We start from the raw sequence: 17,014 nt of genomic DNA, 5'->3' as shown, positions 1-17,014 counted from the left end.
TCCGCCGACGAACCACTTGGCGACGGGGGCGTCGGTCCAGTCGAGGACGTCGGTCCATTTCTCGTGCCAGTGAAGGCGCTGCGCCTGATTCGCCCAGAAAGCGAGGCGGTCGGTATCTGCGGCAGCCGCCAACTCCGGTCCCGCGTTGGCGGCCGCAGCGAACTCTGCGCTCGGCGGATAAGAATTGGGGAGTGAGTCGCAGACTCTCAATTCGGTCGTGTCTCCTTCTGTGCGCATGTTCATCGTGTCCGGGTGACGGTTCGATCGACGCCGAGCGCTCGACCCAGAACTGTCAACGCTTCCTGGAATTCCCGTTGACTGATCGCTGCGTCCTTCGCCAGTCCCGATCCGTGGAAAGTGCCGGGAAACAGGTGTACCTCTTCGGATACTCCAGCATCGAGAAGCGCTTGAGCGTACGCAATATTCTCGTCGCGTAGAGGATCGTATTGCATGACCGAAATGTAGGTCGGCGGCAAACCTGACAGCTCGGATGCTCGCGCGGGTGCTGCGTAGGCGGAGACGGCGTCAGTGCCGCGAACGCCGGCGCCGAGGTAGGCGTCCCAGCTCTGTTCGGCGGCCTGCCGATTCCAGAGCGGTGTGTCGGTGAATGCCAGCATGCTTTTCGTGACGAGCCTGTCGTCGATCTCGGGTACGCCGAGAAACTGGAATACGGGGACGGGGCCACCTCGGTCTCGTGTCAGCAGGGCAAGCGCTGCGCAGAGCCCGCCTCCTGCGCTATCACCTTGGATCACAATGTTTTCGGGGTCGATTCCCAGAACGTCAGCGTTTTTCGCTACCCACAGCAGTCCGGCGTAGCAGTCTTCCAGGCCTGATGGGAACGGATCCTCCGGTGCAAGTCGGTATTCGACAGACACCACGACGACACCGAGTTCTCGGGCCACGACGACATTGGCGTCGTCGCGCATCGAAGCAAAGCCCACAGTGAACCCGCCGCCGTGAATGTAGTACACAGCGCCGGTGCCCTTGCGCGTATGGGGAGTAATGACCCTCAGTGCGATGTCGGGAGAGTCCGGCGGGCCTGGCACACATTGGTCATGGATCCACACACCTGAGGTGTCGATTTCTCCACCGTGTGCCGAATGATCGGCGAGTTGCTCGCGAATCTCTGAAACGGACAACGCTGGTGAACTCTGATCTGGCAGCGCGGCGAGCATCGGAACAAGTTCAGGATCGAATTCGTAAGTCATGCAGGCAATCCTGCGTGAGTGGTGCGGACGGTGCACCCGCCGGATGTCGGAAAAGACAGACTTACCTCCGACAACTGTGCGTGTACACAACCTCGATCAAACGGTCACCAGCGTCGCAGTGATGGGAGACAGCGGCGGAGGAGAAATCGCGGCAGGCACCGCATTTCTTGCCCGCGATCTGAAATGCAGTTCTCGGAGACGACCTGGGTGGGGACTCGGTCTCGCCGGCGTGCGCCTCGGGGTCGGCTGACCGACTTCGCAGGGTTGCCCGGCACGGACATCGAAGTAGGAGAACTCGATATCGTCCGTGACGAGAGTGTCACGTTCGTTCAGTGCCGCGTCAAGGCCGGGGTTTCCTGTGAGCTGCATATTCTTCCTGGCGTCATGCACGGCCACGACAGAATGGCTATCGGCATCGGCATCGGCGTCGGCATCGGGGTCTCTCGGCGAACTCTCGTGACCCGTTGCAGAATCATCATTGACCTGTAGTTCACAACGGCCCCGCCGCCCGTCGGACAATTTGCCCCTATGTTCCTACACGCTGCCGATGACGCAGATCACAATCAAGGACATGATTGGTCCATGCCACAATTTCCTACGCTCGATCCAGAGCTTGCAGCTGCCGTCACCATGCTTCCCGAAGGTGACTTTTCCGATCTGGCCACGTCGCGGTCCACGTTGAACGGCATGGTCGACACGTTGTTGGCGGGCCTGTCATTCGACGGAGTTCGTTTGCAAGAGTTGACGGTACCCGGGTCCGGCGGCGATCCGGACATTGATCTTCGGCTCTTCACTCCGATGGATGCGGAAGGTCTCCTCCCGGTTCTGCTCTGGATTCACGGTGGTGGGTTCGCGGTGGGTACAGCCGAATCGTGTGATCCCTACTGCATCGACGTGGTACGAGCTCTCGGATTTGCCGTCGTGAGCGTCGACTATCGACTCGCTCCCGAAACTCCGTTCCCGGGCCCACTCGATGATTGTTATGCCGCACTGATCTATATCCATTCCCATGCAGATGAATTGGGAATCGATCGTGATCGCATCGCAGTCGGTGGACAGAGTGCCGGAGGAGGGCTGGCAGCAGGCACCACGCTCAAGGCGCGAGACGAAGGGGTTGTTCCAGTCGCATTTCAGTTGCTCGAAATCCCAGAGCTCGACGACAGGCTCAACACAGTTTCCATGACCGAATTCACCGACACGCCACTGTGGAATCGACCGAATGCGATCATGTCGTGGCGGTACTACCTTGGTGAGACCTACGCCGGCCCAGAGGATCCGGATGTTTCCATCTACGCCGCGCCCTCGCGGGCAGTTGATCTGACGAACCTACCGCCGACATATCTCTGCACCATGGAGCTCGATCCGCTCCGTGACGAGGGAATCGAGTACGCGCTCCGGCTGCTTCAAGCGGGGGTCAGCGTCGAACTCCATTCGTTCCCCGGCACGTTTCACGGATCGGGGATGGTTGCGACGGCCGAGGTCAGCAAGCGCTGCGTCACGGAATCACTCAACGCGTTGAAGAGGGGTCTTCGTGTTCTTGCTCCGACTTTGTAGCGAAAATCGATGCAGGGGTTGATGTACCGGCTTGCCGAATTGGATGCGGACTCGGCGGGCTTGGTACGAGTCATCGACTATTTCGACACCCTGGTTCGGCACGGGGCAGACATTGCGTCTTTGCTCCGCGCGAGTGCCACCCTTGCGGATTGTGTGGTCGGTATCGAGACATCCGGAAAATTCGGAAGCCGTGACACCCGTCGCTACGACCCGCGTGGACAGTGGTCGCCATGGCCTCAACGAACTCGAACCACCGCCAAGGAGATCGTGATCGGTGATGTCGTCGCCGGACGAGTCTGGATCGAACGTCTCGGTGATCGAGTTCCTCTCGACGAAATGCTGGTCGACCGAATGGCTCTCACTGCCGCATCGATTCTTCAGCCGCGCCGTCCCTTGACTGACGCCGAGCATTCTCGGAATCTGCTTCTGCCCATGGACGAGTTCGCGGTACTCACTGCGTGCACAGCGCTGCGGATCGATCCGTCGACGTGCGTGCGCGTGGTTGTCACCAAGTCAGGTGCTGACCCGCGTCTCTCCGTTTTCGCAGACGCGACTCCCGGCCGTGCGACCGGCGTCGAGATCGACGGGGACTCCTTGCGTCTCATCTTGGATCCCGGACCATCGAGGCCGATATCGTCCGACGGCAATACCGCTCGACTGACCTACGCGGGGATATCTTTGGCTTCGAAGGCATCGGAAGCGCATTTGGTGATCGGCACTGCGCGATTCGCCCGAGATCAGGCGTCGAAGTGCACTCCGGTGGTGAACGCCGACGATCTCGGAGCGCTGGTACTTCTTGCGCCTGGCCCCAAGGTCGAACACGTACGCGTCAAAGACATGACTAATGCCTTGGGCTTGCAGACATCCGAAACCGGCGTGCAACTGCTGGCGACGCTGAGAGTGTACCTACGATGCGGCACGTTGCGAGCAACCGCGGATTCGATGCATCTTCACCACAGCAGTGTTGCGCACCGACTGACGAAGTTGTCGGATCATTTCGGATTCGGTGTCGATGCACTCGAGAACCGCGCCCGCGCGACTGCCATGATCATGTTGTTGGAGAGTGCCTAGGCTCGGTCTGCGCGTTCCGATTGTTCCGAAAAGTTCGGAGGTTCCGGCGACGCCTCGATCAACGTCCGGCGGTTTGCCAGGTGTGGGTTTGTTGGGCGGCGATGTCGACCAGACGATCGAGTCCGAAGTTGAGGTCGAGTAGGTGGGTGTCGAACAGCGGTAGTTCGTTGATCGGTTGAGGAACGGTCATCTCGATTCGGTATCGGTGGAATCCGTTGGTGTCGACGCATTCTCCGCCTCCTCGCCCTTTGCTGGTGGTCCAGGACGAAGTGGAGGTGGGAAGTGGCTCGGGCAACGTCGTGTAGTCCATGAGGACCGAGATGATGCCGAAGGAGTAGGGCGCACTCGGAATGGTCACTCCCACGGGTTGCGGGTCACCACTCAAGAACGCTGGGTCTGTGCATGCGACTTGGAATCCGGGTCCGTTGGGTAGACCCATCCGGGTCGACAGGAGGTCGTACGAGCTGTTGCCGAACAATGACGGGAGTCCGATGAGTTCGGTGGAATAGGCGGTGATGCAACTGGTCTCACCCTGCTGAGTGCACAGTGGGATGTTCGCGAAGTCGCCGCCGGTGGTCTTCCCGGCTGCAGTGGTCACGTTTCCGCCCATGAGAAAGGCGCCGACCAGTTGTGTACGTAGTTGCGGGTTCGGATCGATCTGCTCTCGAATGAGTTTGCGTGCCATCATCGTTCCTTGGGAATGGCTGACGAAGATCACCCCGCGACCGTTGTTGTCGTTCTCCAGGTAGTCGTTCCAGGCGGCGAGCACGTCGCCGTACGCGAGTTCTAGTGGGCCGTCCAGACCGGCGAGCGCGGCGGGCAACCCGAGCAAGGGAACCTGTCGGTAGACGGGTGCGAACACCCTACAGACGTCGGAGAATCGGGCTGCTTGGAATCGCGCGATCGACTGCACTTCCGGTGATGCGGCAGGGTCGGCATTGAGCGCAACCTGGTTGCTGACTGTCGGATAGAGGTAGAAGCAGTCGACGGGCTTGTCGGTGGCACTGTCTGCCTTCGGTGGTTGGACTTCACCGGTCAGGAGATCGGTGGTGTCGGAGGGGAGATCGCACGGGTCGGAAGTGAGGTCGGGCGTGCAGAGCCACTGTGTGCCGGAGTTCGGTTCTGCGGTTGCCGGTGACGTCGCGCTGACAGCAAAGGCCGGCGCCACGAGGATTGTTGCCAGAGCGATAAAGAGTGATCGACGTGCACGAACGTGGGATTTTCTGGTGCGCAAACAGTTCGACGTTGCTTGTCCGGTCTTCATGCATCCTCCGTCATGTTTGCTTCACACAGGTCGTCTACTGTGAGGTAGACCATACAAATGATTCGCACTGCTGACTATAGGTACTGCGAAGCAAATCGTGCGAGCTCGCGGGATCTCGCCGGGAGGAGCTGTGTCGATGGAACCGTTGGTGCCGGATTCGGTGGCCGTTCATCCGGGGTGTTTGCTGGTCAAGCTCGGTCAGGTGGCGTTTCGATTGACCGAGAATCGGTTGGCTCCATTGGGTATGCGGACCCGGCACTACACACTGCTCAAGGTCCTTGTCGCCGAGGGACCGCTGTCGCAGTCGGAGCTCGGTCGACGGAGCCGGATAGATCCGACGACTGTGGTGGCGGTCATCGACGATTTGGAAGCGAAGGAGTTCGCAACCCGGACGCGTGACGCTACTGATCGTCGGCGCAGCTTGGTGGTTGCCACCGATGCTGGGCGACTGGCAGCGGCAGAGGCTGACGCTCTGCTCGACGGACTGGGCGCAGAGATGTTCGCGGACTTGACCGACGATCAAACCCGGGACCTGGCGGGCATTCTCGGCGCGATCAATGCTGGTGCGGCTCTGTCACAGGCTGCGGAGAACCTTCGCGTCTGAGCGATGTGACAGTTCATGCTGGTGCGTCACCCCTCGCGGGTGATGCACGGTTGCGAAGCCGGTACCTTTCGCGGGGTTGCGGGTCAACTGCGTCCTTGCGCGAAAGTTGAAGCAGGAGAGCAGAGTTCGGGCGATGGTTGGGGTACGTGTCGCTGACTGACGAGCAGGTCGGCTTCGTTGCGTGCAGGATAGTCGACGCTAGGTAGGTGCAGTGTTGTCGCCCGACATTCAGGCAGCTGTCGCTGTCACCCCTCAGCGTCAGCGGCCCAGCGTCCGAGCGCGACGATTGCCCCGCGTAGGGCATGCCCACGGTCGGTGAGTGCGTACGCCCGTGTGTTGTGCCGCAGGGGCAGACGGGTCAGTACGCCGGCCGTTTCGAGCTCGCGTAGGCGGGTCGCGAGCATGTTGGTTGGCACTCCGAGATCGCGCTGCAGATCGCCATAGCGCTGCGGCCCGTCGAGCAGCCGCTCCACGATCAGCAGCGCCCACCGTGCTCCTACGACTTCGAGGGCCGCTGCGAGGTCGCTCACGCGGTCGTATCGGTGTCCGGCTTCATCCAGAACGGCGAGTAGTGGTAGCCGTCGGGGTCGTCGAACTGGCGCTGGTACATGAAGGGGTAGTCGTCTGTGTCGCCGATGCGCCCACCGGCGGCGCCGGCGCGGGCGACGAGTTCGTCGACCGCCTCGCGGCTGCCGAGGTCGAACGAGACCGTCACCTTCGACGGGGTGCGGGGTCCGCCGACCAGCTCCTCGACGCCGCCGACGCTGGCGTACATCTCGCGGCTGCCGAGCATGACGTACTGCTCGGGCGCGATCGCGAAGCACGACACATTGTGATCGGACATCTCGGTGTTGAGGGTCCAGCCCAGGGCGGTGTAAAAGGTGGTCGCGCGCTCGACGCTCTCGACCGGGCATGTGATGAACAGGCTCATGTGATCCACACTTGCAAAATGCAAGTACGCTGTCAAGGGTCAGGTTGTGCGCTCTGGCTGAGTCGAACTGTGGGGTGGTGGCGAGTGCCACGATCACGCCGAGAGCTGTCACCAGCGGCCATGCGAGTATCCACCATGTCCCTCGGTGATCGCGTCGCAGGGCGATGATCGTGGAGGTTGCGCAGATGCCAAGGGGGTAGTCGAGTTTCCCTGTAGACCGATGGATTGGTGAATACAAGACCGCTGGTGGCGGCACGATCGCGGCGTTCGGTCTCGAGTAACGGTGGCGATACATCACACGCCGCCGATGATCTGAAAACAGCGGGCGGGTAGGCGCAGGATGTCTCCCCGCGATCGTTAGGGGAGGCTCCAGAACTGAGTGGTCACGAGATAGAAGACGACTACCCAGAACAAGGTCACCGCGGCGACGATTGCCACTCCTTGCGCGTTGGTTTTTGCGACAGGAATCCCCGAAGGTGGACGCAGCCAGCGGTGCAGGAGTCGATTCACGTAGTACGGCATCGTGAAGAAACTCATGATGAAACTCGACAACAAGTTGCCGATCAACAATCCCAGCCAGAGTGGCAGCTTCAGCGGTGACAGTGCCAAAGTAAGCAAGACGACAGTCGGGTAGAGGCCGACCCAGACGGCGATCGAGGTTTTTGTCTCCGACGGTGGAGGGGCCTCGTTTCCGTTCTCGTCGAAGGCAAACCAACTGCCGAACGAATTGTCGACAGTGCGCAGTTCGAAGTCGTGGAACTTGCGGCCCTCGGCGAGGAGTTGTTGTCGCTCAGGAGAAGTCAGCCACGTGTCGAGATGGGCAGCATTGTCGAAGCGATACAGCAGCGTCCATTCGTCCTGCACGCCGTCGACGGGGCGGAACAGTTCGGTGCCGCGAAACCCTTCGAACGCGCTTTCCACCTCGCGAAGACGGTCTTGCCAGGCGAGGAACTCGTCGATGCTGTCGTCGCCGACTCGGTGCGTCACGACCACGGTCAGCAGCGGGTCCGGGGGCTTGATCCCGCCGCTCACCACTTGCTGTGTGGCCGGTCCGTCGAAGTACTGCCGGCCGTCCTCGAGGTAGTCCTGCCGTGTCGCGCTGTTGATCCACGCCTGAACATGAGCGATGGAGTCGAAGCGGTACACGATCACCCAATCAGGTTGGGTGGTCGTCGGAGCTGCGATTTCCGCCCCGAGGAAGCCGGCGTAGTCTGCGGCCGCACGGTTGAGGTCCTTCTGCCAGACCTCGAATTCCTTCTCCAGCCCAGGACGCACTCGCTGGCCGATGATGACCGTCGCGGCGCTGTCCGCCGACGTGTTCGCGGTCATCGGTTCAGCCCTGTGTAGATGCGCTCAGGTGTGAGCGGTAGCGACCGGAATCGCGACCCGGTGGCGTCCTGCAGTGCGTTCGCGAGCGCAGGGGCAACCGGATTGATACAGCACTCTGCCATGCCTTTGGAGCGGAGTGGGCCGACGGAGTCTGATGACTCGACGAGGATCACCTCGGTGCGTGGAACATCTGCATAGGTCGGGATCCGGTAGTTACGTAGATTCGGGTTCATCATCGCGCCGTGTTCGTCCACGTGAAAGTTCTCGGTGAGGGCAAAGCCGATGCCCTGGGCGACGCCCCCTTCGATCTGCCCCCGCACCTGCGCCGGATTGATGATCACCCCGGCGTCGGTTGCCTGGACACTGTAGAGGATGCGGATCTCACCGGTGACGCGGTGGACGGCGATCCGGAAGCCGTGAGTATTGGACACCACGCTGCGCGGAGATCCGTAAGCCTTCCGCGCCTCGGTGAAGCGGATCCCGCGCGGACGTGCGGCCTCGAGTATCTCCTGAAGAGTCACACGGTTACTGCCGCACACGATCTTGTCGTCGTCCATCGAGCACTGGTCAATCGACACACCGGTGTGGTGCGCGGCGAAGGCCAGTAATCGATCGCGGAGCGCATTCGACGCGCGAAGTACCGCGTTCCCCGCTACAAACAGGCCTGCGCTGGCGAAAGCGCCTGTGTCGAAACCGGTTCGGTCGGTGTCCGACTGAATGATTCGTACGCGTGACGGTGTTGTGCCCAGCTGATTCGCGGCGATCTGTACGTGGGCGGTAGACGTTCCCTCGCCGAATTCGACTGTACCGATGGCAAGTTCGTATACACAGTCTTCGCCGAGGGTGAGCCAGGCCTCGGAAATGTGTTCGGTGGGTGGCGCGGTCTCATGTAGTGAACTGGCAGTACCGGTCCCGATGAGCCACTCGTCTCCGAGCGAGGGAATCGGATTGCGCTTCAACGCGGCATCGATCAGATCGATGCATTGCCCCAGGCCGTCTTCGGTGAAGATCACGTCGTCGGGGCCGTCTTCGAGTGCGACGAGTGAATCGCCCGGTCGGACGATATTGCGTCGACGCAGTTCGAGCGGATCCATGTTCAGCGCGTTGGCCAATTCGGTCATCGCCGATTCCACGGCAAAGGCCGGTTGAGTCATCCCGTACCCACGCAGAGCGCCGCTCGGAACATTGTTGGTGTAGACGGAATACGCATCGAATTTCTTGTTCGCGCAGCGATAGAGCGAGACTGCCGCGCCGCCGGCAAAGAGTGTCTCTCCGCCGTGATTTCCGTATGCACCGGTGTTCGAGACGTTTCGGTAGTGAAAGGCGGTGAGAGTCCCGTCCGACTTCGCTCCGAGCTTGATCGTCAGTTTCATCGGATGACGCGGCGACGCGGTGGTGAACTCTTCTTCTCGGGTGAACTCGAGACAGACGGGACGGCCGGTGTCCAGGGTGGCGAGCGCCACCAGATCTTCGCTGATCACTTCCTGTTTGCCGCCGAACCCGCCGCCCACGCGTCTGCAGAACACGCGTAGCTGATCCGGGCGGAGGTCGAAGAGGTGGGCGAGTTTGACCTTGGCGATGGAGGGGGACTGTGAACTTGTGCGAACGTGAAGGCGTCCGTCTTCCATCCACGAGATCGAACCGTGCGTCTCGAGGTGCGCGTGCTGAACCCGCGGCGAGAAGTAGGTGCCTTCGTGGATGACGTCGGCTTCGGCGAACCCGGCCTCGACGTCGCCCACATGACCGTGAAGTTCGAGCAGGATGTTGTGCTCGGGATCTCGAACAAAGGGATCGTCGGATCCGTGCAAGGCTGGGGCGCCGTCGGCCATCGCCTTTTCCGGATCGAACACCGAAGGCAGGATCTCGTAATCGACCTTCACCTTCCGACGGCCTTCTTCCGCAGCGACGACGGAATCGGCGAGGACGGCCACTACACGCTGACCCACGAACCGCACGACGTTGTCGAGGATGTACGTGTCGTCCGGATCAACAAGGTGGTCGGTATGAATTGCCGTTGTGAAGAGCTTGCGCGGCACGTCTTTCCAGGTGTAGACGCGGTGGACGCCAGGGACGGCGAGCGCCTCGCTGGTGTCGATGGAGGTGATGCGTGCATGGGCGTGAGGCGAGTGCAGCACTTTCAGGTGCAGCATGCCGTCGATCGCGGTGTCCATCGTGTACTCGGCGCGTCCGGTGACCACCTCGGTTGCCGCCGGCGCGCCTACGCTTGTTCCGACTGCTTGTCCGGGAAGGGCGACCTCGATTGCGCTGACACCGTTGACAGCGTCTTCGATGGATCGGTAACCGGTGCAGCGGCACAGGTTTCCCTTGAGTGCACGCGGCAAGTCTTCTTTCTGCGCGTCGGTGAGCGCGGCCGAGGTCATGATCATTCCGGCGGTGCAGAACCCACACTGAAAGCCAGGTGCGTCCCGGAACTGCTGCTGAATCGGGTGGAGATCTTCGGGCGTGCCGAGCCCCTCGATGGTGGTCACGTCGCGACCGTCGGCGCGAAACGCCGGTGTGATGCAACTGTGTATCGGTGCGCCGTCGAGCCATACGGTGCACGCCCCGCAGTCACCGCCGTCGCACCCCTTCTTCACCCCGTGGTGTCCGAGGTGCCGAAGAAATGTGCGCAGACACTGACCGGGGAACGGTTCCTCGTCGAACGTCCGTTCGTTCACCGTGTAGCTCATGACCGGCTCCCCGTCAGTTCGATTCGGAGCTCGTCGGCGTAGTGACGGGCCAGATGGAGGCGGTGGTCGGGGGTTCCGTTGGGATCGCTGAACCAGTTCTCGGCCGGGATGGCGTCGACGGCCCGTCGCAGCGACTCTTCGTCCGGCATCGTGTCGAACGTCAGCCGGATCGGATGGGTCGTGCCCGCGGTGATGGTCAAGTGAAAGTCGTGGAGGCCGGGAGTCTGCGTCGCGATCATGAAGATCGTTGACCGCCCGAGGTGAGTGAGACTGAATCGGCGGTGGGCGTGCTGTTTGGTGAGCGCGTGCACCGGGAACTCGATGCTCCGAAGAACTTCGCCCGGCTCCAGGACGTTCTGGTGGTCACCGGTCACGAAGTCGCACGCGTCGACGGTCCTCGCTGTCCCGTCGGCAGCCCACAGTGTGAACGTCGCCTCGAGGGCAACCGCCAGAGTGATCATCGGCCCGGCGGGAAGTGACATACAGATGTTGCCGCCTACCGTGGCCGCATTCCACACCTTGAACGAGGAGAGGAAGTATTCGCAACTGACGCGAATCAGTGGACTTGCGTGCCAATTATCCGGCGGCACAAACGCATACAGCTCGGCGACGGTGCACGTAGCTCCGACACTGAAGTGACTCGGGCCGACTTCCAGTGGTGCCCAGCCGAGTGCTGTGAGGTCGACGAGTCGACGTGTGTCGGGTTGTTCCGCTGAGAACAGCCAGGTTCCGCCGGCCAGCCAGGCATCGCCGGGGCGCCACACGTCCCCTGGGCGATCCGGTGGTCGGCGTATCACTTCGGTAATGGTGGTGATGTCCATGCGCCTGCTCCCCTCGGGGGATGTGTCGTCTAGGAGAGGGACATTACCGAGGTGGCGGGGCACATTCACACTTTTAGTGCATTTCGGGCAGTCGATCGGAACGGACATACGCATCTGCGGCATCGACCAGTCGGCCGGTGCATGCGCCGACCGATTCTGGGTACGACTCCTTGAGAGGCGCGATCAGCCTCTTGCTCTCGCGCTGTTGGATTCGGACGCGGCTTCGCACTCGGCGGCCGCGGAGACCGTGCGGGGCGGGGCATTGTGAAACCCTTCGAGGTCGAACGAACAGACTCTTCCGAGATGCGATTTCCGCTCTCGGCCGCGCAACGGGCAACGTGGTTCGCACAACAACTCGACCCCGAAGTCCCCATTCTGATAGCGCACTACGTCGAGTTGCGCGGCGAACTCGACGTCGAACTACTGGGTCGTGAAACGCGAGCAGTTGCCCACGAGTTTCAATCTCCGTTGCTGAAAGTAATCGAGGTCGACGGTCAACCGATGCAGTACGTGGACGAGACATTTGAGATCACCGTCCGTCTTGTCGACCTTCGTCGGTCCTCCGATCCTCTCGCGGATGCGGTCGAGTGGATGCGTCGAGATTGCCGGACGCAGCTCGACCTGGCAGTCGACGGAATCGTCGAGACCGCTGTGCTGCGCGTGGGCGACGCGCACTATCTGTGGTACAGCCGCATTCATCATGTCGCGCTCGACGGTTTCGGCGCCATGACCATGATGAACCGCATTGCGCATCGGTACTCGGCCTCGGCGGCGCGAGAAGATCCGCAGCCGAGTCGTGCCGCGACACTGCGCACGCTGTACGACATCGACGAGCGGTACAGAATGTCGGATCGATTCGCCGCAGACCGGGAGTACTGGGCTGAGCGCAATACCACCGTCGCCGGATCCAGCCTGGCGGAGGCTTCTGGGCCCGCGCAAACCGAGAGCCGACTCGAAAGCACACTGATGTCGGACCGGAGCTGTGCCCTTCTCTACGAATCCGAGAACCACGCTGCAACGGTCATCGCTGCGCTCGCGTTGTACCTCTCGCGGATGACGGCGAAAGAGACTGTCCAGATTCATGTTCCGATGTCCGGACGGACCACGGCGGTGTTGCGGGACTCGGGCGGCATGATGGTGAACGTCGCGCCGTTGCTCATCAGAGTCGCAGCCGTCGACACCGTCGGTGAACTCCTCGCCCAGGTTCAGCATGAGCTCATGGGTGCATTGCGACACCAGCGCTGCAGCCTCGACGACATCCGTCGGGACGCCGGCGTGACGAGCGGTCTGGATGGCGAAGCCTCGTATTCCGGGCCCATGGTCAACGTCATGATGTTTCGGCAGGAGGTGCAGTTGGGCGAGGCGGTTGGGGAGTATCACATCGTCACCTCCGGTCCGGTGGAAGACCTTCTGGTCAACCTGTATCCGAGCGGCGACAGACTGCGTGTCGACTTCCGGGCAAACCCGGTCCGCTACGAGGAGGCGGGTTTACGCGAGCACCACCGGAATTTTGTCGGCTTGCTGGAAGAGTTGATCGCGTCTGATTCCGGTGCCGAACTCGCAGAAATTCACAGCCCGACGGCCCGGGAGGGCGAGCGACGACAACGCGAAATCCGGCAGCTCGAATATTGGAGACTTCAGCTCACCGGGGCGCCCGAACTGTTGCAACTTCCCTTCGATCGAACTAGGCCTGCAACGCAATCGTTGGACAGTGGACAGGTTGAGGTCGTGATCTCCGCCGACACTCACACGCGGATTACAGAAATGGCACGTGATCTCGGGACGGACACTTGCGCGGTCCTGCACACAGGCTTTGCGCTTGTGGTGAGCCGATTGTCCGGTGCTTCGGACGTGGTAATCGGTACTCCCGCGGGATCCGACGCGAACATCGTCGCCGTCCGGAGTCATATCGATCTGGAGACGCCGTTCACGGCGCTCCTGGGCAGCGTCGTCGAGGTCCACAGTAATGCGCAGGCGCACAGAGAGATACGGCTCGAGCAGGTGGTGCAGTCGCTTGCGGTAGAAGATGTACCTGCGTATGCGCCGGTTGTACAGGTGACGTTCGAGTTGGTCGCCAGCGCTGACGAGCACCCTCCCGACATCGGCCGCTTCGATCTCGGAGTGTCTGCTGTCGAAACCTTCGACGAGGCGGATACACCGTCCGGAATTACGGTGACGCTCGCGTTTGCCACCGACCTGTTCGACGCCGAGACGATACGCGGCCTCGGTTTGCGATTCGCGCGCGTCCTGGAATCCGTCACAACAGATCCGGCAATGATCGTCGGCGACATCGACATCTTGTCCGACGACGAGCGATCCGCGATGAGGCCTGTCCGCGGTGACCTTCGCGCTTCGCCTCGCACCTTGGCCGAGTTGTTCGACGGTGCGGCACGCACAAACCCCGACGGCGTGGCTCTCGCGTTTCTCGAAGACGAGTTGACCTATCGCGACCTCGACGAGCGTTCCTCGAAGTTGGCCCGAGTCTTGATCGACCGCGGTATCGGTCCGGAAAGCAGTGTGGCGCTGGGTTTGACGCGGTCGATCGAATCGGTTGTCGCGATGTTGGCGGTGACCAAAGCCGGCGCGGCATTCGTGCCGGTGGATCCGACCTATCCGAGTGAACGTGTTCGCTTCATGCTGACCGATTCCGGCGCCGTACTGGGGTTGACGGTCGTTGCGAAACTTCATCGTTTGCCGGATTCGATTTCCTGGTTGGCGATCGACGACGCTGAGTTCCGTGGCCGACTTGCGCGGTTGTCGGTGCGCTCGGGCTCCGATGGCGATCGGGTGCACCCGATCCGGCCCGACAATCCCGCATACGTGATCTACACTTCGGGTTCGACCGGACTCCCCAAGGGGGTGACGGTCTCGCATCGTGGACTGGAAGCGCTTGCTGCCGAACAGCGTTCGAGGTTCGGCGCGACTCGGGAAGCGCGAACGCTGCATTTCTCGACCCCGAGTTTCGACGCCTCGATTTTCGAGTATCTTCTGGCTTTCGGTGCCGGAGCGACCATGGTGATTGCACCGAGCACGATCTACGGCGGTGACGAGCTGTCTCGCTTCCTTGAATCCCAGCGTGTCACGCACGGTTTCATCACTACTGCGGCGCTCGGAACAGCGTCGCCCGAGGGCCTTTCGGGCTTCGGTGATGTGGTGGTCGGTGGTGAGGCCTGTCCACCGGATCTTGTGCAGCGGTGGGCTCCCGGCCGACGGCTGTGCAACGCCTATGGGCCGACCGAGACCACCGTCATGTCGAACATCGGCGAGCCTATGGTGCCGTCGGAGAACATCACAGTGGGCGGTCCGCTCCGCGGATTCGACGAGGTCGTGCTCGATCAGCGATTGCACCCCGTCCCCGACGGTGTCGTTGGCGAGCTGTACATCTCGGGAGACGCGCTCGCACGCGGCTACCACCGGAAGTTTGCGTTGACAGCCGAACGATTCGTGGCCGACCCGTTCGGTCTCCCAGGCCGGCGGATGTATCGAACGGGCGACTTGGTGCGCCGGCGCCGCGGCCGTGCACTCGAGTACGTCGGTCGTAGCGACTTCCAGGTGAAAGTTCGCGGATTCCGTATCGAACTCGGGGAAATCGACAAAGTCGTGCAGTCGTGTCCGCAGGTCGAGAATGCAGTCACCGTGGCGCGTGCGGGTCCCTCCGGTACAACGATGATCACCACGTACGTCGTGCCTGCCGGCGGAAGTGCGCTCTCGACTGCCGAGCTGACGCAGTACGCCGCGAGCCGCGTGCCGTCGTACATGGTTCCCGCGGCCTTTGTTTTTCTCGACGAGTTGCCGGTGACTCCATCGGGAAAGGTCGATCGCGCTGCCTTACCGGCACCTCTGTTCGATGCTCGGTCGGACAACTTTCGGCCGCCCGAGGGCGCCGAGGAACTGTTGCTGGCCGAGATTTTTGCCGACGTCCTAGGCGCCGAGACGGTGGGTGCGGGTGACGACTTCTTCGAGCTGGGTGGGAACTCACTGATTGCCACAAAGCTGATCGCACGAGTCAACGCCGCTGAAGCAGTCGATTTCGGGGTGCGGACTTTGTTCGAAGCACCGACGGTCGAATCATTGGCCCTCCAGGTGCGTGGCGCGAAGTCCTCCGGCGTTGATCCCTCGCGTTCGAAGCGTCCAATCCTGCAGGCACATTCGCACAGGGACAAGATTCCGGTGTCTCCGGCGCAACGACGCCTGTGGTTCGTCAATCAGTTCGACACGTCGTCCCCGGCCTACAACATTCCGATGGTGGTCCGACTGTCAGGGGCGTTGGATGTGGCTGCGCTGCAGCTCGCGATGGGCGATGTTGTCGATCGACACGAATCGCTTCGTACCGTCTACCCGGCGTCGGTCGACGGCCCACATCAGGTGGTAGTTCCTTCGGAACACGTGACGTCGAAGATGGCGTGGGAAGTATCCGTGGACGAGGAAGCCTTGGACAGGCGCATCGCCGATCTGGCTCGCGAAGGGTTCGACGTGAGCGCGAACGTGCCCCTGCGCGGGTCTCTTTTCAGAATCACTCCGGACGATCACGTCCTCGCGTTGGTGGTTCACCATATTTCAGCGGATGGAGCATCGCTCGAGCCGCTGGCCCGCGACCTGACCCGCGCCTACGCCGCGCGAGCAGCGAAGCGGACACCGGACTGGCCGCCTTTGCCTGTGCAGTACGCCGACTACAGCCAATGGCAGATCGAACTGCTCGGCAGTGACGACGATCCGGACAATCTCGAGGCGAAGCAGTTGGACTACTGGACGTCCACCCTGTCCGGTCTACCTGCCGTGATCGACCTTCCGCTGGATCGACCGAGGCCCGCGGCACGATCCATGCTCGGTGAATCGGTCCGATTCTCGGTGCCCGCAGACGTGCACAGTGACCTCCTCGAACTCGCTCGGAGCCACAACACCACCCCGTTCATGGTGATGCACGCAGTGCTGGCGATCCTGTTGGCACGGCTGAGCGCCTCGCCGGATGTCGCGATCGGCACTCCGGTAGGAGGGCGCACCGAGCGAGTCCTCGACGATGTGGTCGGAATGTTCGCCAACACGGTCGTCTTGCGAACCGTCGTTGATCCTGCCGCGACTTTCGAGGAGATCCTTTCACGAACTCGCGACGTTGATCTGGCAGCGTTCGGGCAAATCGAGGTGCCGTTCGAGCGCGTCGTCGATGCTGTTGCGCCGGAGCGTTCGTCGTCTCATTCACCGCTCTTCCAGGTTCTGTTGGAATTCCAGAACACCGCAGATCCTCACCTCGAACTACCCGGACTCGGTGTCGACGTTGTTTCAGTCGACGTCGGTGTCGCCAAATTCGAATTGCAATTGTCGCTCTCCGAGCAGCGTGGCAAGGACGGCAGCCCCTTGGGTTTCGACGCCGCTTTCACCTATGCCACCGATATCTTCGAGTGCACCACAGTTACCGAGTTCGGGGAGCGTTTCGTCCGCCTACTCCGGTCGTTTGTCTCGAATCCAACTGCTCCAGTGGGTGATACGGAGGTTCTGGGCGCTTCCGAGCGTGGGTTGGTGGTGGGTGGTTGGGATGGTGTGGGGG

13 protein-coding genes are annotated in these 17,014 nt (G+C 61.7%); 5 read left to right on the top strand and 8 right to left on the bottom strand.

The window, feature by feature from the left end; genetic code table 11:
* On the bottom strand, positions 1-237 hold a 237-nt coding region (locus G8767_RS33095; protein WP_277346943.1), incomplete at its 3' end, for an acetyl-coenzyme A synthetase N-terminal domain-containing protein.
* Positions 238-239: 2 nt separating this feature from the next.
* Positions 240-1,208 (bottom strand): alpha/beta hydrolase, encoded by a 969-nt coding sequence (locus tag G8767_RS33090; RefSeq protein ID WP_166814022.1) that lies wholly within the window; start codon positions 1,206-1,208, stop codon positions 240-242.
* Between the two features lie 43 nt (positions 1,209-1,251).
* Between G8767_RS33090 and G8767_RS36090 the strand changes: the two genes are divergently transcribed.
* From G8767_RS36090 to G8767_RS33075, 3 genes are all read left to right on the top strand, one after another.
* On the top strand, positions 1,252-1,458 hold the full coding sequence (locus tag G8767_RS36090; protein ID WP_240952965.1) for an alpha/beta hydrolase: 207 nt from the start codon (positions 1,252-1,254) through the stop codon (positions 1,456-1,458).
* 332 nt (positions 1,459-1,790) lie between these two features.
* Positions 1,791-2,762 (top strand): alpha/beta hydrolase, encoded by a 972-nt coding sequence (locus G8767_RS33080; protein WP_166814018.1) that lies wholly within the window; start codon positions 1,791-1,793, stop codon positions 2,760-2,762.
* 9 nt (positions 2,763-2,771) lie between these two features.
* Positions 2,772-3,833 carry a helix-turn-helix domain-containing protein gene (locus G8767_RS33075; RefSeq protein WP_234036752.1) on the top strand — a complete coding sequence of 354 codons (1,062 nt, stop codon included), beginning with the start codon at positions 2,772-2,774 and terminating at the stop codon, positions 3,831-3,833.
* A gap of 58 nt (positions 3,834-3,891) precedes the next feature.
* On the opposite strand, the gene G8767_RS33070 is transcribed toward G8767_RS33075, so the two are convergent.
* Entirely contained in the window at positions 3,892-5,097 is a 1,206-nt protein-coding gene (locus tag G8767_RS33070) for a DUF3089 domain-containing protein (protein ID WP_166814016.1), read from the bottom strand.
* A gap of 136 nt (positions 5,098-5,233) precedes the next feature.
* On the opposite strand from G8767_RS33070, the gene G8767_RS33065 reads away from it, so the two are divergent.
* Positions 5,234-5,701, top strand: a complete 468-nt coding sequence (locus tag G8767_RS33065; RefSeq protein WP_166814014.1) for a MarR family winged helix-turn-helix transcriptional regulator — start codon at positions 5,234-5,236, stop codon at positions 5,699-5,701.
* A gap of 245 nt (positions 5,702-5,946) precedes the next feature.
* On the opposite strand, the gene G8767_RS33060 is transcribed toward G8767_RS33065, so the two are convergent.
* From G8767_RS33060 to G8767_RS33040, 5 genes are all read right to left on the bottom strand, one after another.
* On the bottom strand, positions 5,947-6,231 hold the full coding sequence (locus G8767_RS33060) for a helix-turn-helix domain-containing protein (protein ID WP_166814012.1): 285 nt from the start codon (positions 6,229-6,231) through the stop codon (positions 5,947-5,949).
* The gene (locus G8767_RS33055; RefSeq protein WP_166814010.1) at positions 6,228-6,632 is read right to left on the bottom strand and encodes a VOC family protein; all 405 of its coding nucleotides are present in this window, start codon (positions 6,630-6,632) and stop codon (positions 6,228-6,230) included. The genes G8767_RS33060 and G8767_RS33055 overlap by 4 nt, the downstream gene beginning before the upstream one ends.
* Positions 6,633-6,989: 357 nt before the next feature.
* Positions 6,990-7,961, bottom strand: a complete 972-nt coding sequence (locus G8767_RS33050) for an antibiotic biosynthesis monooxygenase (RefSeq protein WP_020969775.1) — start codon at positions 7,959-7,961, stop codon at positions 6,990-6,992.
* Positions 7,958-10,651 carry a molybdopterin cofactor-binding domain-containing protein gene (locus G8767_RS33045; RefSeq protein ID WP_166814008.1) on the bottom strand — a complete coding sequence of 898 codons (2,694 nt, stop codon included), beginning with the start codon at positions 10,649-10,651 and terminating at the stop codon, positions 7,958-7,960. The genes G8767_RS33050 and G8767_RS33045 overlap by 4 nt, the downstream gene beginning before the upstream one ends.
* Positions 10,648-11,472 carry an FAD binding domain-containing protein gene (locus tag G8767_RS33040; protein ID WP_166814006.1) on the bottom strand — a complete coding sequence of 275 codons (825 nt, stop codon included), beginning with the start codon at positions 11,470-11,472 and terminating at the stop codon, positions 10,648-10,650. The genes G8767_RS33045 and G8767_RS33040 overlap by 4 nt, the downstream gene beginning before the upstream one ends.
* A gap of 303 nt (positions 11,473-11,775) precedes the next feature.
* Between G8767_RS33040 and G8767_RS33035 the strand changes: the two genes are divergently transcribed.
* Positions 11,776-17,014, top strand: a 5,239-nt coding sequence (locus G8767_RS33035) for a non-ribosomal peptide synthetase (protein WP_206030007.1), incomplete at its 3' end; no start/stop codon positions are given.

Source organism: Rhodococcus sp. IC4_135, assembly GCF_011602025.1.
Taxonomy (GTDB): Bacteria; Actinomycetota; Actinomycetes; order Mycobacteriales; family Mycobacteriaceae; genus Rhodococcus_F; species Rhodococcus_F baikonurensis.
Note: the sequence above shows the minus strand (reverse complement) of the source record. Positions and strands in the feature narration are given on the sequence as shown.

What these genes read in the sequence shown, in the direction of transcription:
- G8767_RS33055 (WP_166814010.1), bottom strand. Translation starts at nt 6,632, where the DNA reads ATGAGCCTGTTCATCACATGCCCGGTCGAGAGCGTCGAGCGCGCGACC.
- G8767_RS33040 (WP_166814006.1), bottom strand. Translation starts at nt 11,472, where the DNA reads ATGGACATCACCACCATTACCGAAGTGATACGCCGACCACCGGATCGC.
- G8767_RS33050 (WP_020969775.1), bottom strand. Translation starts at nt 7,961, where the DNA reads ATGACCGCGAACACGTCGGCGGACAGCGCCGCGACGGTCATCATCGGC.
- G8767_RS33070 (WP_166814016.1), bottom strand. Translation starts at nt 5,097, where the DNA reads ATGAAGACCGGACAAGCAACGTCGAACTGTTTGCGCACCAGAAAATCC.
- G8767_RS33065 (WP_166814014.1), top strand. Translation starts at nt 5,234, where the DNA reads ATGGAACCGTTGGTGCCGGATTCGGTGGCCGTTCATCCGGGGTGTTTG.
- G8767_RS33090 (WP_166814022.1), bottom strand. Translation starts at nt 1,208, where the DNA reads ATGACTTACGAATTCGATCCTGAACTTGTTCCGATGCTCGCCGCGCTG.
- G8767_RS33075 (WP_234036752.1), top strand. Translation starts at nt 2,772, where the DNA reads ATGCAGGGGTTGATGTACCGGCTTGCCGAATTGGATGCGGACTCGGCG.
- G8767_RS33045 (WP_166814008.1), bottom strand. Translation starts at nt 10,651, where the DNA reads ATGAGCTACACGGTGAACGAACGGACGTTCGACGAGGAACCGTTCCCC.
- G8767_RS36090 (WP_240952965.1), top strand. Translation starts at nt 1,252, where the DNA reads ATGTCGGAAAAGACAGACTTACCTCCGACAACTGTGCGTGTACACAAC.
- G8767_RS33080 (WP_166814018.1), top strand. Translation starts at nt 1,791, where the DNA reads ATGCCACAATTTCCTACGCTCGATCCAGAGCTTGCAGCTGCCGTCACC.